Genomic DNA, 22,357 nt, shown 5'->3' with positions numbered 1-22,357 from the left:
TCAGCGCGCAGGCGCCGAGGCGCACCCCCGGGCCGGCGCACCGGCCGTGTCACACCCGGGCCGGCCCGCCCCCGTTCAGCGTGCGAGCAGCGCGACGCCCAGCCCGATCAGGGCGACGACCTTCGCGATCTCGAAGGCGATGTAGACGAGGTGACCGCGCGAGCGGGGCAGGTCCTCGCCGGCCAGGACGCGGTCGGAGCGACGGTTCAACCGGGGTCGGACCACGGCGAGTTGGGCGACGAGCAGCACCGCCACGGCCACGGTCCACGCGATCACCCGGGCCGGTGCGTCACCGACGGCGACCAGCACGACCACCGCGGCGGCCAGGACGCTCTCCACCAGGTTCAGGGCCCGGAAGACCAGGCGGCCGATGCCCAGGCCGACTTGGATCGTCACCCCCGGCGCACGGAACTTCAGCGGCGCCTCCAGGAAGGAGATCGCCAGCACCATCCCGAGCCACACGAAGGTGACCGCACCCGCCGCTTCGTCCATCCGACAGACCGTACTACTCACTCACCTCGGCGGACGCCTTAAGGTGCCCTCGTGACTGCGTCTATCCATGACACCGACGAGAACGTCCCCGGCCGCTTCGGCGCCACCGCCACCACGGAGGCCGACCCGCGCGAGGTGGGCCGCGTGCGCACCGAGTACTCCCCCGCACGCGACGGCGACCCCGATCCCGGCGAGATCGTGTGGACCTGGGTGCCCTTCGAGGAGAACGACGGCCGCGGCAAGGACCGTCCCGTGCTCGTGGTCGCCCGGGAGGCGGCCGGCACCTTCCTCGCCGTGCAACTGTCGAGCAAGCGGCACGACGGGGACCGGGAGTGGGTCGCGATCGGCGGCGGGCCCTGGGACCGGAGCGGCCGGGACTCCTGGGTGGACGTCGACCGCGTCCTGCGCCTCCACGAGGAGGGCATGCGCCGGGAGGCGTGCGCACTGGACCGGGGACGGTTCAACCTGGTCAGGCAGCGGCTGCACGAGCGGTACGGCTGGACCTGACGACCGGGCCTGCCGAAGCGCCGTACGGCCCCTCGAATGCGGGATCCCGCCGGAAAGCCCGCCCGAACGCCGCCAACAAGCCCGGCACACGGAACGGAACCAGGCGTTCCCCCCGACATCACGCCCGCAGAACCCCCGCCCCCACCTACCCCCTCACAAGCCGGCCCCCCGCCGGAAACGCCCGCTCGAACGCCCCCCGCACCACCGCCCCCCGCGTCCGGTCCAGCACCCCGAAGACCACGTGGTCGAAGGCGCCACCGAAGCGGGCGTCGGGTGCGAGGAGGGCTCGGAACGTCCCCGCCACCTGCGCGGGGTCGTTCTGGAAGACACCGCAGCCCCAGGCGCCGAGCACCAGTCGTCGGTAGCCCTCCGTGACGGCCACCGACAGGACCTGCTCGGCGCGCGTCGCGAGGGCCCGTGGCAGCTCGGCGGCCCGCTCGGGAACCGTGCGCCGCACCACCCCGGCGTTCGGGGCGGCCGCCGTCAGGAACCCCACGAGGTGCGCCGAGTCCAGGAGCCGACCGTGATCGTCGCGGAACACCGGCACGGCCGGCGAGTGGATGACCCGGTCCGTGTAGAACGGGTCGCGGTGAGCCCGGTGGTGGTCGTAGAACTCGCGCGCCCGGAGCTGGCAGGTGTACAGCGCGGAGGCGCGGCACAGGGCCTCTTCCTGGGCCTGGGCGCCGTTCAGATAGCCGCCGCCCGGATTGCGCGCCGAGGCGAAGTTCAGCACGGCCGTCCGGCCGCCGAGCCGACGCGCCGCCTCCAGGCTGCTCTCCCCCGTAACCTCGACGTACGTGTCCGCGCGGGTGAAGGCGGGTACCTCCACGGGCCCCGGTCCGTACATCCGCGTCCCCGCCCGGGCCGCCTCGATCCGGGCGGCCAGGGAGACCTCGCGGCCGTCCGGCGCGCGATAGCGCCCCGCCGCGACGATCTCTTCCGTCTCCTGTGCGATCCCGCGCAGACGTCCGCTCATGGCGCCACCCCCGTGAGCGCCATGGCCGCACGTCGCGCGTTCTCCCCCGTCGTGCTCATGAACGCATCGTGAGCGATGCTGGTCCTGCGGTGCAACAGGGTTTCGGGGTGCCCACAGCACCCGGGAAGGAAATATGACCAGTCCGGAACGTACTGGTACGCCCCCTTGTGCCAAGCGCCGCGAGGGTCTTGGGTGGGACGAGTTGCCTGTCCGGGCCACCAAGGAGGATCCCGACATGTCCGACTCGGTAAGCGACTGTACGGAACCCCGTACAGCCATACCGGAGGCCGAGCTGGAAGCTCTCGTACGCGGTATCTGCTTCAAGACCGGCCCGCCCCGCCGCATCGGGGTGGAAGTGGAATGGCTCGTCCACGAGCTGCGCGACCCGCGGCTCCCCGTCACACCCGAACGACTCGCGGCGGCCTACGCCGCACTGCGGACCGTGCCCCTGAAGTCGGCGCTCACCGTCGAACCCGGCGGACAACTGGAGCTGAGCTCACAGCCCGCCGACTCCCTGACGGAGTGCATCGGTACCGTCTCCGCCGACCTCGCCGCCGTAAGGGCGGCCCTCGCCGAGCACGGCCTCGGCCTCGTCGGCCTCGGTCACGACCCCTGGCACCCGCCGCGAAGATACCTGCGGGAACCTCGCTACGACGCCATGGAGACCTGCCTGGACCGCACCGGCCCGGCGGGCCGGGCGATGATGTGCACCTCGGCCTCCGTGCAGGTGTGCCTGGACGCGGGCCACGAGGAGCCCGGCCCGCTGGGCCTGGGACGCCGCTGGTGGCTGGCGCACCAGGTGGGCCCGGTCCTGGTGGCCGCCTTCGCCAACTCCCCGCTCGCCGGTTCCGAGCCCACCGGCTGGCTCTCGACCCGCCAGCTCCGGTGGACGGAGATCGGCGCGGGCCGGGCGGGCGGCCCGTCCCTGGACACCGACCCGCGCACCGCCTGGGCCCGGCACGTCCTGGACTCGCCGGTGATGTGCATACGGCGGGACGGCGGCCCCTGGGAGGTCCCGGAGGGGCTCACCTTCCGGGAGTGGGTCAGGTCGGGGGTGCCCCGGCGGCCGACCCGGGAGGACCTCGACTACCACGTGTCGACCCTGTTCCCGCCGGTCAGACCGCGCGGCCATCTCGAACTGCGCATGATCGACGCCCAGCCCGGCGAGGACGGCTGGATCGTCCCGCTCGCGGTGACGACGGCTCTCTTCGACGACCCCGAGGCCGCCGAGACCGCCTACCGGGTGGTGAAGCCGCTGGCCGAGCGCACCGCGTCGCTGCCCGCCCCGCACAACCCGCTGTGGATCGACGCGGCCCGGCACGGCCTGGCCGACCCCGAGCTGCACGAGGCCGCGGTCGCGTGCTTCTCGGCGGCTCTGGAGGCGCTGCCCCGACTGGGCGCCGCATCCGAGGTCACCGCCGCTGTCGAAACGTATCTGCACCGCTATGTGATCCGGGGCCGCTGCCCCGCAGACGACCTGCTGGACCGGACGCACGGTTCGCTCGGGAAGGAAAGCCGCACATGACCGACCCCACCGCCGATCTGTCCGTCGATCCCGAGACCTTCCGCGAGCGGGCCGTGACCACCCTGGTCACCGCCCGCGACCGCACGACCCTCCTCACGAGCTGTGTCGAGGACCCCGACCTGACCGCCCAGCACTCGCCGCTGATGTCGCCGCTCGTGTGGGACCTCGCCCACATCGGCAACCAGGAGGAGCAGTGGCTGTTGCGGACCGTCGCCGGGCAGGAGGCGATACGGCCCGAGATCGACGGCATCTACGACGCCTTCGAGCACCCGCGCTCCGAGCGCCCCACCCTGCCCCTGCTGTCGCCCGCCGAGTCCCGGCGCTACGCGGCCGAGGTACGCGGCCGCGTCCTGGACGTCCTGGAGGGCAGCGCGCTGCACGGGACCCGGCTCACCGAGGCAGGGTTCGCCTTCGGGATGATCGCGCAGCACGAACAGCAGCACGACGAGACCATGCTGATCACCCATCAGCTCCGCAAGGGCCCCACGGCCCTGACCGCCCCGGACCCGGCACCGGCCCCGCTGTTCACCGGCCCGGCCGAAGTCCTCGTCCCCGGCGGCCCGTTCACCATGGGCACCTCCGACGAGCCGTGGGCGCTGGACAACGAACGCCCCGCGCACCGGCGCGAGGTGGACGCCTTCCACATCGACACCACGCCGATGACCAACGCCGAGTACCAGGCGTTCATCGATGACGGCGGCTACGACACCGAGCGGTGGTGGGCCCCCGCCGGATGGGCGCACATCCGCCAACACTCCATCCACGCCCCGCTGTTCTGGAAGCGGGACGGCAGGCAGTGGCTGCGCAGGCGCTTCGGCGTCACCGAGGTCGTGCCGCCCGACGAGCCGGTGGTCCACGTGTGCTGGTACGAGGCCGACGCCTACGCCCGCTGGGCCGGACGGCGGCTGCCGACCGAGGCGGAGTGGGAGAAGGCCGCCCGCCACGACCCGGCCGGCGACCGCTCGATGCGCTACCCGTGGGGCGACGGCGACCCGGCACCCGAGCACGCCAACCTCGGTCAGCGCCATCTGCGCCCCGCCCCCGCCGGCAGCTACCCGCAGGGCGAGTCACCGCTCGGCGTACGGCAGTTGATCGGTGACGTGTGGGAGTGGACGGCGAGCGACTTCGAGCCCTACCCCGGCTTCCGGGCGTTCCCGTACAAGGAGTACTCGGAGGTGTTCTTCGGTCCCGACCACAAGGTGCTGCGCGGCGGTTCGTTCGCCGTGGACGCGGTGGCCTGCCGGGGCACGTTCCGCAACTGGGACTACCCGATCCGGCGGCAGATCTTCTCCGGCTTCCGCACGGCCCGTTCCGCGGGGACCGTCTGATGTGCCGTCACCTCGCCTGCGTGGGACCCGAGGAGCCGCTCGGCCGGCTCCTCGTGGAGCCCGAGCACGGTCTGTACCGGCAGTCGTGGGCGCCGCGCCGGCAGCGGTACGGCACCGTCAACGCCGACGGTTTCGGGGTCGGCTGGTACGCCGAGGGCGACCCCGTGCCGGCGCGCTACCGGCGGGCCGGGCCCATCTGGGCCGACCTGTCCTTCGCGGATCTCGCCCGGGTCGTGAGGAGCACGGCGGTCCTGGCCGCCGTACGCGACGCGACCCTGGCGGGAGCCGACGCCGAGGCCGCCGCCGCGCCCTACGGCTCCGGGCCCTGGCTGTTCAGCCACAACGGCGCGGTCAAGGGCTGGCCGGGCTCCTTGGCCCCCCTGACCGCTTCGCTGCCCCCGGCCGAACTGCTGTCGATGGAGGCCCGCAACGACTCGGCGTTCGTGTGGGCGCTGGTCCTGAACCGGCTGCGCGGCGGCGACGAGACGGGCCAGGCACTGTCCGACACCGTGCTTGAGGTCGCCGAGGCGGCCCCCGGCTCCCGGCTCAACCTGCTGCTGACCGACGGGGAGTCCATCGCCGCGACCGCCTGGGGCGACACCCTCTGGTACCTGCAACGCCCGGGCCCCGGCACGGTCGTGGCCTCGGAGCCGTACGACGACGATCCGCACTGGCAGGAGGTCCCGGACCGCACGCTGCTCACCGCGACCCGCACCGACGTCCTGCTGACACCCCTGAAGTGTCTGGAACCACTCAAGGAGTCCCGCACGTGAGTCCGTTCCTGCTGACCCGCACCCTGCCCGAGGACGCCACCGAGGCCGCCCTGCGCGCCGATGTCCTCAAGGGCCTGACGCACACGCCCAAGACGCTGCCGCCCAAGTGGTTCTACGACGCCCACGGCAGCGAACTCTTCGAGCAGATCACCGAGTTGCCCGAGTACTACCCGACCCGCGCCGAACGGGAGATCCTCGTCGCGCGCTCCGGCGAGATCGCCGCGGCGACCGGCGCCCGCACCCTGGTCGAGCTGGGTTCCGGCTCGTCGGAGAAGACCCGGTTCCTGCTCGACGCGCTGACCGGGCTGCACACCTACGTGCCGGTCGACGTCAGCGAGAGCGCGCTCACCCAGGCCGGGCACGCCCTTATCGCCCAGCGCCCGGAGCTGAGCGTGCACGCGCTGATCGCCGACTTCACGGGCGGTCTGTCGCTGCCGGGGACGCCGGGGCCGCGCCTGGTGGCGTTCCTCGGCGGCACGATCGGCAACCTGCTGCCGGTCGAGCGCGCCGCGTTCCTCTCCTCCGTCCGTTCCCTGCTCGCCCCCGGTGACGCGCTGCTGCTCGGCACGGACCTCGTGAAGGACGAGAACGTGCTGGTCAGGGCGTACGACGACGCGGCCGGAGTGACGGCCGCGTTCAACAAGAACGTCCTGACCGTCGTCAACCGCGAGCTGGGTGCCGACTTCGATCCGGGCGCCTTCGACCACGTGGCGCTGTGGGACGCCGAGAACGAGTGGATCGAGATGCGCCTGCGCTCCCGCAAGGACCAGACCGTGAAGGTCCCGGCGCTCGACCTGGCCGTCGACTTCGCGGCGGACGAGGAGCTGCACACCGAGATCTCCGCGAAGTTCCGCAAGGAGGGCGTCCGCAGCGAACTGTCCGCCGCGGGGCTGGAGTTGGCGCACTGGTGGACGGACAGCGAGGGCCGGTTCGCGCTGTCGCTGAGCGTGGTCCGCTAGCGGTCGGGGAGGTGGGGGCCGGTTCGCCCGGCCCCCACCTCTCAGTCCAGGGCGACAGCCATCCGCCGTACCGCCTCGGTGATCAGCTCGGGCGAGGTCGCGAGGTTCAGCCGGACGAATCCGGCGCCCCCGGTACCGAACGGGATGCCGGAGTTGAGGGCGACCCGGCCGCGCTCCAGGAAGACGGCCGCCGGATCGTCGCCCAGCCCCAGCGCACGGCAGTCCAGCCAGGCCAGGAAGGTGGACTCGGCCGGTACGTAGCGCACGGCGGGCAGGAACTCCGCGAGGAGCCCTGCCAGCAGCCGGCGGTTGTCGTCGAGGCCGGCGAGCAGGGCGTCGAGCCAGGCACCGCCGTCCCGCAGCGCCGCGGTGTGGGCGAGGACGCCGACATGGCTGGGGCCGTGGCCGACCTCCTCGGGAAGGCGTGCGAGGTCATCGGCCGCGTCGGGCCCGGCGATCGCCACCGCGGCCTTCAGCCCGGCCAGGTTCCACCCCTTGGACGCCGACATCAGCGACAGCCCGTTCCCGCCGCCGGGCACGCTCAGATAGGGCACGAACGTCGCACCGGCCGCGACGAGCGGGGCGTGGATCTCGTCGGCCACGACCCGCACCCCGTACGTCCGCGCCAGCGCGGCCACGTCCGCCAGCTCCGCGGCGGAGTGCACGGTGCCGGTCGGGTTGTGCGGGCTGCACAGCAGATACGCGGGCCGGGCCGCACCCTTGCGGACCTCCCGGAAGACGTCCTCCAGGACCGCGAGGTCGATGCGGCCGTCGTCGCCGAGCGGGGCCTCGACGACCTTGCGGCCCATGTTCCCGACGAACTGGTAGAAGGGCGGGTACACGGGCGAGTTGACGACGACCGGGTCACCCTGCCCGGAGACCAGTTTGAGCATCTCGACCACACCCAGCATCACGTCCGGGACGACCGCCGTACGCTCCACCGCCAGCCCGTCCCAGCCCCACCGCTCGCCCGCGAAGCCGGCCAGCGCCTCCGCGTACGCGGTCCCGTAGGGGTACCCGGTGTCCCCGAGCTCCACCGCGTCCCGGACGGCCCGCGCCACCGGTTCGGCCAGGGGGACGTCCATCTCGGCGACCCACAGCGGCAGCACGTCCTGCGGGTGGGTCCGCCATTTCATGCTCGTACGGCGGCGGAGCTGCTCCAGGGTGAGCCGGCGCAGCGGATTGTCGGCGGCGGGGGCTGGGATGTCTCGCGGCATACCGTCCATGCGCCCAACATAGGGGGCGTCGGCCCCGAGGCGAACCCGCGGACGGCTCGCGCTCGGCAGCCGCCTGGGGCACGGTGGAACCATGACGAACCACACCTACCGCGTGACCGAGATCGTCGGAACCTCGCCGGACGGCGTCGACCAGGCGATCCGCAACGGCATCACCCGCGCCTCGCAGACCCTGCGCAACCTCGACTGGTTCGAGGTGACCCAAGTGCGGGGCCAGATCGAGGACGGACAGGTCCAGCACTGGCAGGTGGGGCTGAAGGTCGGCTTCCGCCTCGACGAGACCGGCTGACGGCCGTCAGGTCCGACCCTCCCGCTCCTGGGCCGCCTCCAGGGTCGCGGAAGGGGCGGTCCAGTCCGCCCGTACGACGGTGAATCCGGCCCGTCGGGCGTCGTCGCAGACCAGCTCGTCGTCGTCCACCAGGACCCGTACCTCCCGGGTGCGGGCGAGGCGCTGGAGGATCTCCAGTTTGGTGCGCCGGGCGGGCCGCCGGTCGTCGTTGCGGCGCATGTGCACGCTCCCCTTCGGGAGTCCCTGCGCGGTGAGCCACGCGAGCGTGTCCCGGCGGCAGCGCTCGGGCCGCCCGGTGAGGTAGACGATCTCGCACTCCTCGGCGCTCTCCAGCACCAGCGCGATGCCGTCGGGGAGCGGCGGGTCATCGGGCGCGGCCGCGAAGAAGGCGTCCCAGTCGCGCGGCCTGCGCTCCAGGAAGCACTGCCGATGGGCCGTGTCGGCCAGGGTGTTGTCCAGGTCGAACACGGCGATCGGGCGCTTGTCGCTGTCGGTCACAGCGCCACCCTAGCCCGGCGAGCCTCCCGCCCCGGGCGACCGCTCACGATGAACCTGCCCGTCGCCGACCGAGCCCGCCGCCATGGATCGAGGGCCGTCTCCAGCGGGAACTCCCGGAATCCTGGTGGTACTTGGCACGCCCCATCGGCGCTGAGCACGAATGCCTCGGTGGTAGGAGGGACCCCGCCCGCGCTCCGCGATCGGTTCAGGCCGCATGCTTCTCCCATGTCCCCGACGCCCCGCACCTTCCTGACCGGCTCCGGCTCCGGCGCCTGCACCCTCGTCGTCTGCCGGGGCTGCTGCTGCGGCGACGCCCGCAAGAACCCCGGCACCGACCACGCCTGGCAGTTGGAGCTGCTGCGGGCCGGCGCCGCCGAGCACGGCTTCCAGGTCCGTACGACCGACTGCCTGGGCCCCTGCGACCAGGCCAACGTGATCGTCGTACGCCCCTCGGCCGCCGGGCGCCGGGCCGGGGGCAAGGCCGCGTGGATCGGGTTCGTCATGGACGACGAGGCCACCGAGGAGGTCGTGCGGTGGGCGGCGGCGGGCGGTCCGGGTGTCGCCGAGCCGCCGCTGACGCTGGAGCTGCAGTTCATCGCGCCGCCGCGGGAGGCCCGGGTGCGGTCCCGGCGCCGCCGCTAGTTGTTAATGGGATCCATTTTCATATAGCGTCCTCGGTGCCCACCCACCGAGGTCACCGAAGAGGATCCCGCCATGGCCGTCCCCAAGCGGAAGATGTCCCGCAGCAACACCCGCCACCGCCGCTCTCAGTGGAAGGCCGGCACCACCCAGCTCGTGCCGGTCACCGTCGACGGCGTCACCCACCTCGTCCCGCAGCACCTGGTCAAGGCGTACGAGCGCGGCCTGCTGCGCCCCGAGGGCTGAGGGCCGGATGCCGTACGACCGCCCCCTGCCCGTCACCGTCCTCTCCGGCTTCCTCGGGGCGGGCAAGACGACCCTCCTCAACCACGTCCTCGCCAACCGTGCGGGCCTCAGGGTCGCCGTCATCGTCAACGACATGAGCGAGGTCAACATCGACGCGGCGCTGGTGCGCGGCGGCGGGGCCGCGCTGTCGCGGACCGAGGAACGTCTGGTCGAGATGACCAACGGCTGCATCTGCTGCACCCTGCGCGACGACCTGCTGGAGGAGGTGGACCGGCTGGCCCGCGAGGGCCGTTTCGACCATCTGCTCATCGAGTCGTCCGGCATCTCCGAGCCCATGCCGGTCGCAGCCACCTTCGCATTCGCCCGCGACGACGGCGCCACCCTCGGGGACGTGGCCCGGCTCGACACCATGGTCACCGTGGTGGACGCGGCCGGCTTCCTGCCCGAGCTGGAGCGGGGCGACGAACTCGCCGAGCGCGGTCTGGCCCCCTTCGAGGACGACGAGCGCACGGTCAGCGATCTCCTCGTCGACCAGATCGAGTTCGCGGACGTCCTCGTCCTCAACAAGCTCGACCTGGTCGACGAGGAGACGGCGGCCCGACTGCGAGCCGCTCTCGTACGGCTGAACCCCGGCGCCCGGATCGTCGAGGCCGAACACGCGCGCGTGGACCTCCGACAGGTCCTCGGCACGGGCCTGTTCGACCTGGAGCGCGCCCAGCAGGCCCCGGGCTGGGTCCAGGAGCTCAACGGCGAGCACGTGCCGGAGACCGAGGAGTACGGCGTCTCCTCCACCGTCTTCCGCGCCGAACTGCCCTTCCATCCCGGCCGGTTGTGGGACTTCGTCACCGAGGAGCTGGACAGCGGGGCGTACGGGCGGATCCTGCGCTCGAAGGGCTTCTTCACGCTGACCAGTCGCCCGCACGTGACCGGGCTGTGGTCACAGGCGGGTTCGGTGGCCCGCTTCGAGCCGTCGGCCGCACGGGACGCCGAGGCGCCGTACGCGCAGGAACTCGTGTTCATCGGGACGCGGTTGCAGCCGGACGCGCTGCACCACGCCCTCGCCGCCTGTCTGCTGGCCCCGGACGAGGAGCGTCCGCTCGTCGACCCGTTCCCGGCCTGGGAGACCTACGGCGTGGACGACACCTGCGACCACGAGCCCGCCGGCACCCACACTCACGCGGCCGTGTCGTAGAACTCCGCGCGGACGCGGCGCAGCCACGCCTCGACCGGTGCCTCGTCGGGGCGGTCCGGGAGCGCGCTGCGCAGCTCGGCGAACGCGGTCTCGTAGTGCGCGAGCAGTGACCGCGCGGAGGAGGGGTCGGCGGCGACGGCGTCCCCGAAGCGGTGGTACTCCTCGGGGTCCTCGACCCGCACGGTGAGCCGTCCGGTGGTGTACAGCTCCAGGCCCTGACGGCAGAGCCGCTTCAGGTGCCGGGCGTGCTTGGCGGTGCGGTGGTCGCCGCCGCGGCTCTCCAGTTTCCTGAACTGCTGCCCGGCGTACCCGAGATAGGCGTCCCGGACCCGGCGGGCGCTCAGGAACGACCCGCGGATGCCGATGAGTTCGTCGCCCAGCGGGGTGCGCACCTCGTACAGCTCGTCCGGCAGCCACACCAGCTCCATGACGGTCGGATTGCCGCCGAGGGCGAGCCGGCACCACTTCGCCGCCTCGTGCAGGGTGCGGTCCGGGGCCGTGGTGACGTGCGACTCCCTCGGCGTGTGCAGGCCGAGCAGGGTCTCGGTGGGCGCGGCGAACATGCCGAGCCGGTCCACGTCGGAGCCCTCACGGGCCAGTCCGTACGCGGTCGAGCCGACGATGCCGGAGAGCAGGATGTTCTGGACGGTCACCCGCCCATTGTGCTGACCTGCGGCGATCGCGGCCATCCGGTTTTCCGGCGGGAATACCGCGACCGGTCGGACGTTGAACCCGGTGTGAGCTCCCTGACCGCCGCCACCCGCTTCTCCGTCCTCGACCGCTCCCGCACCCGCGAGGGCGGCACGAACGCCGAGGCGCTCCAGGACACCGTCCGCCTGGCGCGGGAGCTGGAAGGGCTCGGCTACCACCGCTTCTGGGTCTCGGAGCACCACGGCGTGCCGGGAGTCGCGGGCTCCGCGCCGACGGTGCTGGCGGCCGCCGTGGCCGCCGCCACGGACACGATCCGGGTCGGCACCGGCGGCGTGATGCTGCCGAACCACCAACCCCTGGTCGTCGCCGAGCAGTTCGGGGTGCTGGAGTCCCTCTTCCCCGGCCGGATCGACATGGGGCTGGGGCGTTCGGTCGGCTTCACCGACGGCGTGCGCAGGGCGCTGGGCCGCGGCAAGGACGACGCCGACGACTTCGCCGTACAGCTAGCGGAGCTGCTGGGCTGGTTCCGCGGCACCTCCCCCACCGGGGTGCACGCCCGCCCGTCCGAGGGTCTGAGGGTGCCGCCCTTCGTGCTGGCCATGGGTGAGGGGGCCGGGATCGCGGCCCGCGCGGGCCTGCCGATGGTGATCGGCGACCTCAGGAACCGCGAGAAGATGCGGCGGGGCATCGACCACTACCGCGCGCATTTCCGCCCCTCCCCCTGGGCGTCCGAGCCGTACGTCGTCATCTCGGGCACGGTCGCGGTCGCCGCCGGCCCCGAGGAGGCCCGGCGCCTGCTGATCCCGGAGGCCTGGTCGATGGCGTACTCCCGGACCCACGGCACCTTTCCGCCGCTGCCTCCCGCCGAGCGCGTCGCGACCCTCCCGATGACGGCCAGGGAACGGGACCTGTACGAAGCCGGGCTCGCCGGACACATCGCGGGCACCGAGGAGCAGGTCGCCCACGAGCTGGAGACGGTCCTGAAGGAGACCGGGGCACAGGAGGTGCTGGTCACGACCAGCACGTACGACCGTGAGGCCCTGCTGGACTCCTATCGACGGCTGGCGGGGATCACCTCCGGTTAGCGGCGATCACCTCCGGTTAGAGTCGTTCCCATGTCCGACCCGCACGCCTCCCACGACCCCTGCGTCCGCGTCCGCGGTGCCCGTGAGCACAACCTCAAGGGGGTCGACGTCGACGTGCCCCGGGACGTGCTGGCCGTGTTCACGGGGGTGTCCGGGTCGGGGAAGTCGTCCCTGGCGTTCGGGACGATCTACGCGGAGGCCCAGCGGCGGTACTTCGAGTCGGTGGCGCCGTACGCGCGCCGGCTGATCCACCAGGTGGGGGCGCCGAAGGTCGGGGAGATCACCGGGCTGCCGCCCGCGGTCTCGCTCGAACAGCGGCGCTCGGCGCCCACCTCCCGCTCCTCCGTCGGGACGGTCACCACCCTCTCGAACTCGCTGCGCATGCTGTTCTCCCGGGCCGGTGACTACCCGCCGGGCGCCGAACGGCTCGACTCGGACTCCTTCTCCCCCAACACGGCCGTCGGCGCCTGCCCGGAGTGCCACGGCCTGGGCCGCGTCCACCGTACGACCGAGCAGTCGCTGGTGCCCGACCCGTCGCTGTCGATCCGGGAGGGCGCCATCGCCGCGTGGCCCGGCGCCTGGCAGGGCAAGAACCTGCGGGACATCCTGGACGCGCTCGGACACGACGTGGACCGGCCGTGGCGCGAACTGCCCGCCGAGGAGCGGGAGTGGATCCTGTTCACCGACGAGCAGCCGGTGGTCACCGTGCACCCGGTGCGGGACGCGGACCGTATCCAACGCCCGTACCAGGGCACGTACATGAGCGCCCGCCGCTATGTGCTGAAGACGTTCGCGGACTCCAAGAGCCAGACGCTCAGGGCGAGGGCGGAGCGGTTCCTGGTCTCCGCCCCGTGCCCGGCCTGCGGCGGCAGCAGACTGCGCCCGGAGGCCATGGCGGTCACCTTCGCGGGCCGCACGATCGCCGACCTCGCGGCCCTGCCGCTGACCGAGCTGGCCGCCGCGCTGGTCGGCCGCGGCGAGACCGCGCGGGTCCTCACCGAGGACCTCGCGTCCCGGATCGCGCCCGTCGTGGAGCTCGGCCTCGGCTATCTGAGCCTGGACCGCGCCACCCCCACCCTGTCCGCGGGCGAACTCCAACGACTGCGCCTCGCGACCCAGTTGCGCTCCGGGCTGTTCGGCGTGGTGTACGTCCTCGACGAGCCCTCCGCCGGGCTGCACCCCGCGGACACCGAGGCCCTGCTGACCGTGCTGGCGCGCTTGAAGGCGGCCGGCAACTCCGTGTTCGTGGTGGAGCACCACCTGGACGTCATGCGCGGCGCGGACTGGCTGGTGGACGTCGGGCCGGGGGCCGGGGAGCACGGCGGGCGGGTGCTGCACAGCGGGCCGGTCGCGGGGCTCGCGCAGGTCGAGGGGTCCGCCACCGCCCGGTTCCTGTTCGACCGCGGCCCCGCCGCACCGCGTGCAGTGCGCTCGCCTCGCGGCTGGTCGAAGGTCGGTCCGGTCCACCGGCACAACCTGCGCGGGGTGACGGCCGAGTTCCCGCTCGGTGTGTTCACCGCGGTGACCGGGGTGTCGGGATCCGGCAAGTCCACCCTGGTCGGCGAGATCACCGCCGAGTCGGCGGGGGTGGGTCGTCTGGTCTCGGTCGACCAGAAGCCGATCGGCCGGACCCCGCGCTCCAACCTGGCGACCTACACGGGCCTGTTCGACGTCGTGCGCAAGGTCTTCGCCGGCACCGGCGAGGCGCGTGCGCGCGGCTACGGAGTGGGCCGGTTCTCCTTCAACGTGGCCGGCGGCCGCTGCGAGACCTGCCAGGGCGAGGGGTTCGTCAGCGTCGAACTGCTCTTCCTGCCCAGCACCTACGCGCCCTGCCCGGACTGCGGCGGGGCCCGCTACAACCCGGCGACGCTCGAAGTGACGTACCGGGGACGGAACATCGCCCAGGTGCTCGACCTCACGGTGGAGTCGGCGGCGGACTTCTTCGCCGACACCCCGCTCGTGGCCCGCAGCCTCACCACCCTCCTCGACGTCGGCCTCGGCTACCTCCGCCTCGGCCAGCCCGCCACCGAGCTCTCCGGCGGCGAGGCCCAGCGCATCAAGCTCGCGAGCGAACTCCAGCGCGCCCGCCACGCCCACACCCTCTACCTGCTCGACGAACCCACCACGGGGCTCCACCCGGCCGACGTCGAGGTCCTGATGATGCAACTGCACGGGCTCGTGGACGCCGGGCACACCGTGATCGTCGTCGAGCACGACATGGCGGTGGTGGCGGGCGCGGACTGGGTGATCGACCTGGGACCGGGCGGCGGCGACGCGGGCGGCCGGATCGTGGCGGCGGGCGTACCACGGGACGTAGCCGAGGCGAACGCCGGCGCCACGGCCCCGTACCTGGCACGAGCGCTCGGCACGAACACCTGACACCCCCGGCCCCGGGCCTCCGGAACAGCGGACCCCGCTGCGGCTCCTGTGCGGTCCCGGCCCCCGGAGCGACGGCTCTCGCGGCGGCTCCTGTGAGGGCCCTACCTCGTGCGGAAACCCGCTGCCGGTGTGCGGCTCCGGAAGCTAGGTAGCGGGCGGTGGCCCGGCACGGTCGCCGGGCGTCCGACGGCGCCGGTACCGGGGGCGGAGGTGTCCGGGAGCGGCGGGGGCGGGTGCTCCCCGGAGTACCCGTGGCCCGTGCGTGACTGTGCCGCCGAGGCCAGGGAGCGGCGGTCGGGATGGCTGCCCGGGAGGATCGGGGCCATGACCTCCACCTCGGCCGTCAGCCCGCGGGCCGACACCACCCGCCACACCGAGGCGAGCAGTGAGTCGTCGCCGACGAAGGCGGGGGCCGTGCTGGAGCCGCCGTCGGCGAGCCGGTAGCGCAGGCTCACCGGCTGGACGGGCACCCCGGCGTCCAGGGCCGCCTGGAACACCGCGCGGCGGAAACGGCCCCGGGCGCGGCCGCACCAGGTGCTGCCCTCGGGGAAGACGGCGACCGCGGCGCCCCCGCGCAGCGCGTGCGCGATCCGGGCGACCGTGTCCGGCAGGGCCCGCAGCCGGTCCCGCTCGATGAACAGCGCGCCGCTGCCCGCCGTCAGCGGTCCGGCCACGGGCCACCGGCGGATCTCGGACTTGGCGAGCATCCGGGCGGGACGTACGGCGGCCAGCAGCGGGATGTCCAGCCAGGAGACGTGGTGGGCGACCAGCAGGACCCCGCCGGTGGGCGCGGCGGCGCCGGACAGCCGGATCCGGACCCCGCAGGCCCGCACCACCGCCCGGCACCACCAGCTCACGGCGTCGGCCGGGAGCGTGCGGCGCACCGGCAGCAGGGCGATCCCGGCCAGCAGCACGGCCGTGGCCGCGAGGAGCCGCAGCACGGCGCGGGGTACGGCCGTGACGGACCCAGTCCGCTCCAGACACGTGCCCGGGGTGCAGGGCGCGCTGGGCAGCCAGACGCTCATCAGGCGGGCACGAGCGAGAGGAAGTGCCGCAGGTAGCGGGCGTTGACCCGGCGCATCGACAGCAGCACGTACATGTCGGCGACCCCGAAGTCCGGGTCGTGGGCGGGCTGTCCGCACACCCAGGCGCCGAGGCGCAGATAGCCGCGCAGCAGCGGGGGCAGCTCGGCGCGGTCGGCGGGCGTGCCCTCCGCGGGCTGCCACGGCAGCAGGGGCCGTACCCGGAACTCCTCCGGCGCCAGGTACTTGGCGCGCACCCGGTCCCAGGTGCCGGCCGCGAGCGCGCCGCCGTCGGCGAGCGGGATCGAGCAGCAGCCGGCCAGCCAGTCGTGGCCGCGGTCCACCATGTAGCGGGCGATCCCGGCCCAGATGAGACCGATGACGGCCCCGTCGCGGTGGTCGGGGTGCACGCAGGAGCGGCCGACCTCGACGAGTCCGGGGCGGATCGCGTCGAGCGGCGCGAGGTCGAACTCGCCCTCCGAGTACAGGCGTCCGGCCACCGCGGCGCGCTCCGGGGGCAGCAGCCGGTAGGTGCCGACGACCTGGCCGGTGACCGTGTCCCGGACGAGCAGGTGGTCGCAGTAGGCGTCGAAGCCGTCGATGTCGAGGCCGGGTTCGGGCGAGGACAGAAGGGCGCCCATCTCCCCGGCGAACACGTCGTGCCGCAGCCGCTGCGCGGCCCGTACGTCGTCCTCGTCGCGCGCCAGGGTGACGGTGTAGCGGGCGGGGGCGACGCTCTGCGGGGGTCGGTCGAGGGTGGAAACGCCGGTCATGGCACTCTCCAGGTCACAGGCGGAGGCGGCGAGCGGTGCCGCTGTCCCTGTTCTCCCGACGCCGGTTGGCGTGTACGTGACCGGTTGCGGGAGCGGGGATGTGGGGAGGCTGAACGGCTCGGGCAAGGTGTCCGGGGCGCCCTGCTCCGCCGACCGGCCGGTGTCCCGCCGGTGACCGGAGAGGGCGTCCCGGGGTCAGGCCGCTGTCGGCCGCCGCCGTGGTCCTCGTACGCCGCCGGGTTCGCGCGGCTTCAGGACCCTTCGGCGGTGGTGCGTCGCAGGGCCTCGGCGATGATCTGCACGAGGTGGCGGCTGTCGAGGCCGGCGAGGTCCCGCACCTGGGTGCGGCAGGAGAACCCGTCGGCGAGGATCCGCCGCCCGGGGCTCGCGGCCGCCCTGGCGAGGATGCCGTCCTGGGCGATCCTCGCGGAGACCTCGTAATGGCCCTTCTCCATACCGAAGTTCCCGGCGAGGCCGCAGCACCCCGCCGAGATCTCGACGTCGCAGCCCATGGCCTCCAGGAGGGCCCGGTCGGCGTCGTAGCCCATGACGGCGTGATGGTGGCAATGGGGCTGGACGAGGAGTTCCCCGGCCGCTCGCGGTGGTGTCCAGCCGATGGAGGTGAGGAACTCGGCGACGGTCCTGACCGAGCGGGAGAGCTCGGCGGCGCGCGGGTCGTCGGCGAGGAGTTCCACCAGGTCGGAGCGGAGTGTGGCGGTGCAGCTCGGTTCGAGGCCGACGACCGTCCTGCCGTCCCTGACGTGCGGGATCAGGAGGTCGACGGTCCTGCGCAGCCTGGCTTTCGCGGCGGTGAGCTGGCCGGTGGAGACGAGGGTCAGTCCGCAGCAGGCGCCGGGGGCGGCGATCTCGACGTCGCAGCCCGCGGCGGCGAGAACCTCCAGGGCGTCCCGGGGGATGTCCGGACTGAGGGCGTCGGAGAAGGAGTCGACCCACAGCAGGATCTTCGGGCCGCCCGTCCGCGCTCCCACGCTCCCGGGCGGTCCGCTCCGGCGGAACGGCCTGCGCGGCAGCGTCGGCAGCGAACGGCGGCGGTCGGCCCCCATCATCGCCGTCATCGCCCTGCGGAGCGGGGGGACACGGCCGAGGAGGTTGACGAGCGGGGCCAGCGGCGCCGCGAGCCTGAGCCACTGCGGGAGCCGGCCGAGCGTGTAGTGGCTGAGCGGACGCAGCCGCCTCCGGTACGTCCGGTGGAGGGTCTCCGACTTGAACGTGGCCATGTCGATACCGGTCGGGCAGTCGCTCGCACAGGCCTTGCAGCTCAGGCACAGGTCGAGGGCGTCATGGAGCTCGGGTGAGCGCCAACCGGCCTTCAGGACACCGCCGTTGAGCATTTCCTGGAGCATCCGGGCGCGGCCCCGCGTGGAGTCCTTCTCCTCCCGGGTGGCGAGGTAGGACGGGCACATGAAACCGCCCTCCGCGCGCAGGTCGGCCCGGCACTTGCCGACCCCGACGCACCGGTGGACGGCGTCGGTGATGTCTCCGCCGTCGTGTGCGAAGGCGAAGCCGTCGGTGGCCCGGAGCCCGCGGGCCTGCGGACGGCGCAGGTCGGCGTCGAGCGGGGCCGGGCGGACGACGACACCGGGGTTCATGACGTCCTCGGGGTCCAGCAGGGCCTTGAAGTCCGCCATGGCACGCAGGGCTTCGGGACTGTACATGGTCGGCAGGAGCTCGGAGCGGGCCCGCCCGTCCCCGTGCTCGCCGGACAGGGAGCCGCCGTGCTCGGCGGCCAGGGCGGCGGCGCGTTCGAGGAACCTGCGCATGGGCGCGCCCCCGGTGTGCAGCGGGAAGTCGACGCGCAGGTGGACGCACCCGTCGCCGAAGTGTCCGTAGGCGAGGCCGGAGACGTTCTCCTCGGCCATCAGGGCCTCGAGTCCGCGCAGGTAGTCACCGAGCCGTTCCGGGGGCACGGCGGAGTCCTCCCAGCCCGGCCAGGCCTGCTTGCCGTCGGCGGTGCGGCCGGCCAGGCCCGCGCCGTCGGCGCGGATCTGCCAGAGCCTCGTCGCCTCGGGGCCCGCGGGCAGCACGACGGCGTCGCCGCAGCCGGAGGCGGCCACGAGCTGTCGGGCCGCCTCGACGGCCTCGTCCGATCCGGCACCGCCGACCTCCGCGATCAGCCAGCCCCCGCCCGCGGGCAGGGTGGGGACACCGGCGCTGCCGTGCGCCCGGCGGACCACGTCGACGAGCTGGGCGTCCAGCCCCTCCAGGGCGAGCGGCTCGAAGGGCAGCAGACGCGGTACGTCGTCCGCGGCCGCCGCCATGTCGGGGTACCCGAGGACGGCCAGGGCCGGTGCGGGCGCCCGGGGCACCAGGGTGACCACCGCTTCGAGGAGGATGCCGCAACTGCCCTCGGTGCCGGTGAGGGCGGCCGCTAGGTTGTGTCCGTTCTCCGGCAGCAGGTGTTCCAGGGAGTAGCCGGAGATCTGGCGTCCGAAGCGGCCGAACTCGGTGCGCAGGACGGCCAGGTTCGCCGCGACGAAGGAGTCCAGGCCGGGTACGGCCGCGAGCGCGGCGCGGCCCGATCCGGCCGTGACGACCTCGCCGCCGCCGGTCAGCCAGGTCAGGGACACCACGTTGTCGGCCGTGCGCCCGTAGGACAGTCCGTGCGGTCCGCAGGCGTTGTTGCCGATCATCCCGCCGATCGTGCACCGGGTGGCGGTGGACGGATCGGGGCCGAACCGCAGTCCGTGGGGCAGGGCCGCCTGCTGGAGGGTGCTCAGGATCGCTCCGGGCTGGACCACGGCCGTCGCGGAGTCGGGGTCGACCGACAGGACGCGGTTCATGTGGCGGGAGAAGTCGATCACGAGACCGGGGCCCACGGCGTTGCCCGCGCAGGAGGTGCCCCCTCCCCTGACGGTGACGGGGACCCCGTGGGCGCGGGCGATGCCGACGGCGGCGATCACGTCGTCCGTGGACCGGGGGGTGAGCACGCACCGGGGGACGATCCGGTAGTTCGAGGCGTCGGTCGAGTAGAGCGCCCTGGTCGCGGACGAGCCGTCGACGAGGTCGCCGAGCCGTGCGCGCAGGGCGTCCAGGAACGCCTCGGTGGGGGTCGTCGGGTCATCTGCCATGGTCGCGTCCACATCGTACGGTTCGAAGGGGGCCGTGGGGCCTGCCGGCCGTCACGGGAGGACGAGCTCGGCGGGGACGGTCCCGGCCGCGTCCCGAAGCCGTCCGGGGTCCAGGCCCTCGGCGGCGAGGGCCTGGACGAGCTGTTCCAGGGCGGCGGGCGGCTCGGGGCTGTCGGGCTGTCCCGCGTCGGAGGCCAGCACCAGACGCGGCCCTGCCGCCCGCGCCACGGCGGCCAGGCGGGCGGGGGTCATCCCGGGCTGGTGCAGGAGCTGGTAGGCGGTGATCTCGACATGGGCGCCGCGCTCGGCGAGCTCGGCGATCTCCCCGACCGCCATGCCCGGGACGGTGTACGACGGGTGCGTGAGCAGGAACCTGTCGATGCCCCTGGTCAGGGCCTGGTCCAGGAGCCACCGGCACTCCGCGCCGCTGACGTGCCCGGTGCACAGCACCGCGTCGTGCTCGGCGATCAGGTCGAGCACGAGGGCGGTGTCCCCGACCGCCGGGTCGTCCGCGGCCAGCACCGGGGGCACGGCGAGCACGGAGCGGTCCAGGCGGCCGTCCAGGTCCCCCAGTCGGGGCAGCCGGGCGGACTCCTGGGTGTGGGAGTCGGCGGTGGGGAACCACACGACCCGGCCGCCGGAGGCGAGCGCCGAGAGGACGGCCGCCGGGTTGATCCCGCCGACGGCACGGTTGAGGGCGAGGCCGCCCACGACGTCGAGGCCGGACGAGCGGGCGAGGGCGCTGGCCCGGCCCACGGTCGACTCGTGGTGCGCCTTCAGGACGAAGCCGCGGTAGCCGGCCGCGGCGTAGCTCGCGCCGATCTGGTCGTCGTGGCCGATCCGGTCGAGCACGTCCGGGGCGGCGTGGACATGGACGTCAAACACGGAGCTGCTCGCTTTCGGGGTGCCGGTCCGTCGCGCACGACGAGGCCAGGTACCCGGTCCGGGACTCGGCGAGCAGGGGGACCTCGGAGCGGAGGCGGCGCAGGGCCGCCATGTCGAGCTCGGCGACGGCGGCGCCCGGTCCGTCCCCGAGCCGGGTGAGGACGACGCCGTCCGGGCCCAGGACCCGTGAGCCGCCCCAGAACCGCGTCCCGTCGTGCGTACCGCACTGGTTGACGAAGACGACGTAGCACTGGAGCAGCAGGGCGGTGTGTTCCAGGATGACCTCCCAGGTGCGGCGGATCCCCGCGGGGTCGGGGCCCTCCATGCTGGCCACGGGGACGACCAGGACCTCGGCACCGCGCCGGGCCGCCGTCCAGGGGATGACGGGATGCCACATGTCGTTGCAGATGGCCGTGGCGATCCTGGCCGCGCGGAAGTCGGCGGTCCGCAGCTCCGCGCCGGGCCGGAACAGGAGGTGTTCGTTCCAGGGCGGGTAGGAGACGGGCTGCAGTTTGCGGTGCAGGTGCCGGGTCCCGGTCGTCGGGTCGGACAGCAGGTAGGAGTTCCAGGGCGGTCCGCAGGCGCTGCGCTCGGCGAATCCCACGCCGACGCCCTGGGCCGCGAGCGCGGCGAGCCGTGGGTCGTCGGCGGCGAAGGTCTCGGGCGGAGCGGATCCGTAGCCGTTGGCCGACAGCTCCGGGGTGACGGCGAGGTCGACCGTACCGGCGAGGCCGTGGTGCAGTTCGGCGATCCGGGCTAGGTTCTCCTCCACCGCGCCGGGGACGGGCGCGGTCTGCAGGAGCGCCACGCGCAGCACGCCGGGCGCCGCCAAGTCCCCTGTCACTTGAGCTTGTTGCTGCTGAGCCACTGGCTCGCCACCTCCTCCGGCCGCTTGCCGTCCACGTCGATCTGCGCGTTGAGCTTCTGCAGGGTGGCGGTGGTCAGCAGTTGGCTCACCGGGTCCATCACCGTCTCGATCCTCGGGTACTTCTTCAGGACGGACCCCCGGACGTTCAGCGAGAGGTTGTAGGGCGGGAAGTACTTCTTGTCGTCCTGCAGCACGGTCAGTCCGAGCGCGGAGATCCGGCCGTCGGTGGCGAACACCTCGCCGAAGGCGCACGGGTCGCCCTTGGCGACGGCGTTGTAGATCGGCCCCTCGGCGAGCTCCGCCACATCGCTCTTGGGCAGGCTGAAACCGTACGCCTTCTGGAGCCCGGACCAGCCGTCGTCGCGTCCGAAGAACTCCGAGGCCCCGCAGAAGCGGGCGCTGCCGGCGTCCTTCGCGGCGAGTGCGGCGTACTCGGAGAGCGTGGCGACGCCCAGCTTCTTCGCCGTCGCGGTCTTCACGGCGACGGCGTAGGTGTTGTTGGCCGCCGCCGGCGGGAGCCACACCACGTTGTTCTCGCTCCTGTCGAGGGTGCTGACCTTCCGGTAGACGGCCTGCGGGTCGGTGGGCTTGCCCTGCTGCTGGAGGGCCAGCCAGCCGGTGCCCGTGTACTCCCAGTACGCGTCGACGGAGCCGCTGGTCAGCGCGGCACGGACGGCGTTGGTGCCGCTCATCCCGCAGGTGCGCTTGACCTTCGCGCCCTGCGACTCGAGCCGCTGGGCGGTGATCTCGCACAGCAGCAACTGCTCGGTGAAGTTCTTGGAGGCGACGTTCACGGTGGCCCCTTTGAGGGGACCGCTCCCGGCGGGACCGCTGCCCTCGTCGGCGCCGGTGCTGCCGAGAGCGCAGCCGCTGGTGAGGGCGAGGCCGAGCAGACTTGCCGCGGCCACGATGTTTCTGCGCATGCTGAAGCCTTTCGTGGTGCTGT

At 73.3% G+C, this 22,357-nt stretch carries 22 protein-coding genes; 11 read left to right on the top strand and 11 right to left on the bottom strand.

Going from position 1 to position 22,357, the window contains the following annotated elements:
• Nucleotides 1-75: 75 nt before the first annotated feature.
• Complete coding sequence (locus ACZ66S_RS12075; RefSeq protein WP_469901385.1) at nucleotides 76-492, bottom strand: hypothetical protein; 417 nt, start codon at nucleotides 490-492, stop codon at nucleotides 76-78.
• A 51-nt stretch (nucleotides 493-543) separates the two neighbouring features.
• Between ACZ66S_RS12075 and ACZ66S_RS12070 the strand changes: the two genes are divergently transcribed.
• The gene (locus ACZ66S_RS12070; protein ID WP_469901384.1) at nucleotides 544-999 is read left to right on the top strand and encodes a type II toxin-antitoxin system PemK/MazF family toxin; all 456 of its coding nucleotides are present in this window, start codon (nucleotides 544-546) and stop codon (nucleotides 997-999) included.
• A 145-nt stretch (nucleotides 1,000-1,144) separates the two neighbouring features.
• Here the strand turns inward: ACZ66S_RS12070 and ACZ66S_RS12065 are convergent, their stop codons facing one another.
• Nucleotides 1,145-1,975: a TIGR02452 family protein gene (locus ACZ66S_RS12065; protein WP_469901383.1), complete on the bottom strand. Its 831-nt coding sequence runs from the start codon at nucleotides 1,973-1,975 to the stop codon at nucleotides 1,145-1,147.
• A gap of 235 nt (nucleotides 1,976-2,210) precedes the next feature.
• Between ACZ66S_RS12065 and egtA the strand changes: the two genes are divergently transcribed.
• From egtA to egtD, 4 genes are read left to right on the top strand one after another with little or no spacing between them, the layout of a single operon-like run.
• Entirely contained in the window at nucleotides 2,211-3,500 is a 1,290-nt protein-coding gene (egtA, locus tag ACZ66S_RS12060; protein ID WP_469901382.1) for an ergothioneine biosynthesis glutamate--cysteine ligase EgtA, read from the top strand.
• Entirely contained in the window at nucleotides 3,497-4,828 is a 1,332-nt protein-coding gene (gene egtB, locus ACZ66S_RS12055) for an ergothioneine biosynthesis protein EgtB (RefSeq protein ID WP_469901381.1), read from the top strand. Before egtA ends, egtB begins: the two co-directional genes overlap by 4 nt.
• Nucleotides 4,828-5,601 (top strand): ergothioneine biosynthesis protein EgtC, encoded by a 774-nt coding sequence (gene egtC, locus ACZ66S_RS12050; protein WP_469901380.1) that lies wholly within the window; start codon nucleotides 4,828-4,830, stop codon nucleotides 5,599-5,601. Before egtB ends, egtC begins: the two co-directional genes overlap by 1 nt.
• Complete coding sequence (gene egtD, locus ACZ66S_RS12045) at nucleotides 5,598-6,560, top strand: L-histidine N(alpha)-methyltransferase (protein ID WP_469901379.1); 963 nt, start codon at nucleotides 5,598-5,600, stop codon at nucleotides 6,558-6,560. The genes egtC and egtD overlap by 4 nt, the downstream gene beginning before the upstream one ends.
• Before the next feature lie 41 nt (nucleotides 6,561-6,601).
• Here egtD and ACZ66S_RS12040 read toward each other — a convergent pair whose 3' ends face one another.
• Nucleotides 6,602-7,777 carry a MalY/PatB family protein gene (locus ACZ66S_RS12040; protein ID WP_469901732.1) on the bottom strand — a complete coding sequence of 392 codons (1,176 nt, stop codon included), beginning with the start codon at nucleotides 7,775-7,777 and terminating at the stop codon, nucleotides 6,602-6,604.
• Between the two features lie 91 nt (nucleotides 7,778-7,868).
• On the opposite strand from ACZ66S_RS12040, the gene ACZ66S_RS12035 reads away from it, so the two are divergent.
• Entirely contained in the window at nucleotides 7,869-8,084 is a 216-nt protein-coding gene (locus ACZ66S_RS12035; RefSeq protein WP_365454984.1) for a dodecin, read from the top strand.
• A 6-nt stretch (nucleotides 8,085-8,090) separates the two neighbouring features.
• Here the strand turns inward: ACZ66S_RS12035 and ACZ66S_RS12030 are convergent, their stop codons facing one another.
• The gene (locus ACZ66S_RS12030) at nucleotides 8,091-8,582 is read right to left on the bottom strand and encodes a phosphatase domain-containing protein (protein ID WP_469901378.1); all 492 of its coding nucleotides are present in this window, start codon (nucleotides 8,580-8,582) and stop codon (nucleotides 8,091-8,093) included.
• Nucleotides 8,583-8,807: 225 nt separating this feature from the next.
• On the opposite strand from ACZ66S_RS12030, the gene ACZ66S_RS12025 reads away from it, so the two are divergent.
• The 3 genes from ACZ66S_RS12025 to ACZ66S_RS12015 all read left to right on the top strand — a co-directional run bounded on the left by ACZ66S_RS12025 (nucleotide 8,808) and on the right by ACZ66S_RS12015 (nucleotide 10,659).
• On the top strand, nucleotides 8,808-9,224 hold the full coding sequence (locus ACZ66S_RS12025; protein ID WP_469901377.1) for a (2Fe-2S) ferredoxin domain-containing protein: 417 nt from the start codon (nucleotides 8,808-8,810) through the stop codon (nucleotides 9,222-9,224).
• 72 nt (nucleotides 9,225-9,296) lie between these two features.
• The gene (gene rpmF, locus ACZ66S_RS12020) at nucleotides 9,297-9,467 is read left to right on the top strand and encodes a 50S ribosomal protein L32 (protein ID WP_469901376.1); all 171 of its coding nucleotides are present in this window, start codon (nucleotides 9,297-9,299) and stop codon (nucleotides 9,465-9,467) included.
• A 7-nt stretch (nucleotides 9,468-9,474) separates the two neighbouring features.
• Nucleotides 9,475-10,659: a GTP-binding protein gene (locus ACZ66S_RS12015; protein WP_469901375.1), complete on the top strand. Its 1,185-nt coding sequence runs from the start codon at nucleotides 9,475-9,477 to the stop codon at nucleotides 10,657-10,659.
• On the opposite strand, the gene ACZ66S_RS12010 is transcribed toward ACZ66S_RS12015, so the two are convergent.
• The gene (locus ACZ66S_RS12010; RefSeq protein ID WP_469901374.1) at nucleotides 10,641-11,348 is read right to left on the bottom strand and encodes a nucleotidyltransferase domain-containing protein; all 708 of its coding nucleotides are present in this window, start codon (nucleotides 11,346-11,348) and stop codon (nucleotides 10,641-10,643) included. The genes ACZ66S_RS12015 and ACZ66S_RS12010 overlap by 19 nt on opposite strands.
• A 48-nt stretch (nucleotides 11,349-11,396) precedes the next feature.
• Between ACZ66S_RS12010 and ACZ66S_RS12005 the strand changes: the two genes are divergently transcribed.
• Nucleotides 11,397-12,395, top strand: coding sequence for an LLM class flavin-dependent oxidoreductase (locus ACZ66S_RS12005; protein WP_469901373.1), 999 nt, complete (start codon nucleotides 11,397-11,399; stop codon nucleotides 12,393-12,395).
• Nucleotides 12,396-12,425: 30 nt separating this feature from the next.
• Nucleotides 12,426-14,774: an excinuclease ABC subunit UvrA gene (locus ACZ66S_RS12000; protein WP_469901372.1), complete on the top strand. Its 2,349-nt coding sequence runs from the start codon at nucleotides 12,426-12,428 to the stop codon at nucleotides 14,772-14,774.
• A 101-nt stretch (nucleotides 14,775-14,875) separates the two neighbouring features.
• Here ACZ66S_RS12000 and ACZ66S_RS11995 read toward each other — a convergent pair whose 3' ends face one another.
• From ACZ66S_RS11995 to ACZ66S_RS11970, 6 genes are all read right to left on the bottom strand, one after another.
• The gene (locus ACZ66S_RS11995; protein ID WP_469901371.1) at nucleotides 14,876-15,799 is read right to left on the bottom strand and encodes a lysophospholipid acyltransferase family protein; all 924 of its coding nucleotides are present in this window, start codon (nucleotides 15,797-15,799) and stop codon (nucleotides 14,876-14,878) included.
• Nucleotides 15,799-16,569 (bottom strand): GNAT family N-acetyltransferase, encoded by a 771-nt coding sequence (locus ACZ66S_RS11990; protein WP_469901370.1) that lies wholly within the window; start codon nucleotides 16,567-16,569, stop codon nucleotides 15,799-15,801. Before ACZ66S_RS11990 ends, ACZ66S_RS11995 begins: the two co-directional genes overlap by 1 nt.
• A 251-nt stretch (nucleotides 16,570-16,820) precedes the next feature.
• A complete protein-coding gene (locus tag ACZ66S_RS11985; protein ID WP_469901369.1) occupies nucleotides 16,821-19,658 on the bottom strand; it encodes an FAD-binding and (Fe-S)-binding domain-containing protein in 2,838 nt (945 codons plus the stop codon).
• A gap of 51 nt (nucleotides 19,659-19,709) precedes the next feature.
• The gene (locus ACZ66S_RS11980) at nucleotides 19,710-20,543 is read right to left on the bottom strand and encodes a DUF6282 family protein (protein WP_469901368.1); all 834 of its coding nucleotides are present in this window, start codon (nucleotides 20,541-20,543) and stop codon (nucleotides 19,710-19,712) included.
• On the bottom strand, nucleotides 20,536-21,387 hold the full coding sequence (locus tag ACZ66S_RS11975) for a carbon-nitrogen hydrolase family protein (protein WP_469901367.1): 852 nt from the start codon (nucleotides 21,385-21,387) through the stop codon (nucleotides 20,536-20,538). The genes ACZ66S_RS11980 and ACZ66S_RS11975 overlap by 8 nt, the downstream gene beginning before the upstream one ends.
• Entirely contained in the window at nucleotides 21,384-22,334 is a 951-nt protein-coding gene (locus ACZ66S_RS11970) for a glycine betaine ABC transporter substrate-binding protein (protein WP_469901366.1), read from the bottom strand. The genes ACZ66S_RS11975 and ACZ66S_RS11970 overlap by 4 nt, the downstream gene beginning before the upstream one ends.
• Nucleotides 22,335-22,357: the final 23 nt, after the last annotated feature.

It is taken from the genome of Streptomyces sp. NPDC107471, from assembly GCF_055582845.1.
This window is presented reverse-complemented; position numbering and strand designations above follow the sequence as displayed.

What these genes read in the sequence shown, in the direction of transcription:
- ACZ66S_RS12035 (WP_365454984.1), top strand. Translation starts at nt 7,869, where the DNA reads ATGACGAACCACACCTACCGCGTGACCGAGATCGTCGGAACCTCGCCG.
- ACZ66S_RS12040 (WP_469901732.1), bottom strand. Translation starts at nt 7,777, where the DNA reads ATGCCGCGAGACATCCCAGCCCCCGCCGCCGACAATCCGCTGCGCCGG.
- ACZ66S_RS11985 (WP_469901369.1), bottom strand. Translation starts at nt 19,658, where the DNA reads ATGGCAGATGACCCGACGACCCCCACCGAGGCGTTCCTGGACGCCCTG.
- ACZ66S_RS11970 (WP_469901366.1), bottom strand. Translation starts at nt 22,334, where the DNA reads ATGCGCAGAAACATCGTGGCCGCGGCAAGTCTGCTCGGCCTCGCCCTC.
- ACZ66S_RS12010 (WP_469901374.1), bottom strand. Translation starts at nt 11,348, where the DNA reads ATGGCCGCGATCGCCGCAGGTCAGCACAATGGGCGGGTGACCGTCCAG.
- ACZ66S_RS11990 (WP_469901370.1), bottom strand. Translation starts at nt 16,569, where the DNA reads ATGACCGGCGTTTCCACCCTCGACCGACCCCCGCAGAGCGTCGCCCCC.
- ACZ66S_RS11995 (WP_469901371.1), bottom strand. Translation starts at nt 15,799, where the DNA reads ATGAGCGTCTGGCTGCCCAGCGCGCCCTGCACCCCGGGCACGTGTCTG.
- egtA (WP_469901382.1), top strand. Translation starts at nt 2,211, where the DNA reads ATGTCCGACTCGGTAAGCGACTGTACGGAACCCCGTACAGCCATACCG.
- ACZ66S_RS12065 (WP_469901383.1), bottom strand. Translation starts at nt 1,975, where the DNA reads ATGAGCGGACGTCTGCGCGGGATCGCACAGGAGACGGAAGAGATCGTC.
- rpmF (WP_469901376.1), top strand. Translation starts at nt 9,297, where the DNA reads ATGGCCGTCCCCAAGCGGAAGATGTCCCGCAGCAACACCCGCCACCGC.
- ACZ66S_RS12025 (WP_469901377.1), top strand. Translation starts at nt 8,808, where the DNA reads ATGTCCCCGACGCCCCGCACCTTCCTGACCGGCTCCGGCTCCGGCGCC.
- egtB (WP_469901381.1), top strand. Translation starts at nt 3,497, where the DNA reads ATGACCGACCCCACCGCCGATCTGTCCGTCGATCCCGAGACCTTCCGC.
- ACZ66S_RS12000 (WP_469901372.1), top strand. Translation starts at nt 12,426, where the DNA reads ATGTCCGACCCGCACGCCTCCCACGACCCCTGCGTCCGCGTCCGCGGT.
- ACZ66S_RS12075 (WP_469901385.1), bottom strand. Translation starts at nt 492, where the DNA reads ATGGACGAAGCGGCGGGTGCGGTCACCTTCGTGTGGCTCGGGATGGTG.
- egtC (WP_469901380.1), top strand. Translation starts at nt 4,828, where the DNA reads ATGTGCCGTCACCTCGCCTGCGTGGGACCCGAGGAGCCGCTCGGCCGG.
- ACZ66S_RS12015 (WP_469901375.1), top strand. Translation starts at nt 9,475, where the DNA reads ATGCCGTACGACCGCCCCCTGCCCGTCACCGTCCTCTCCGGCTTCCTC.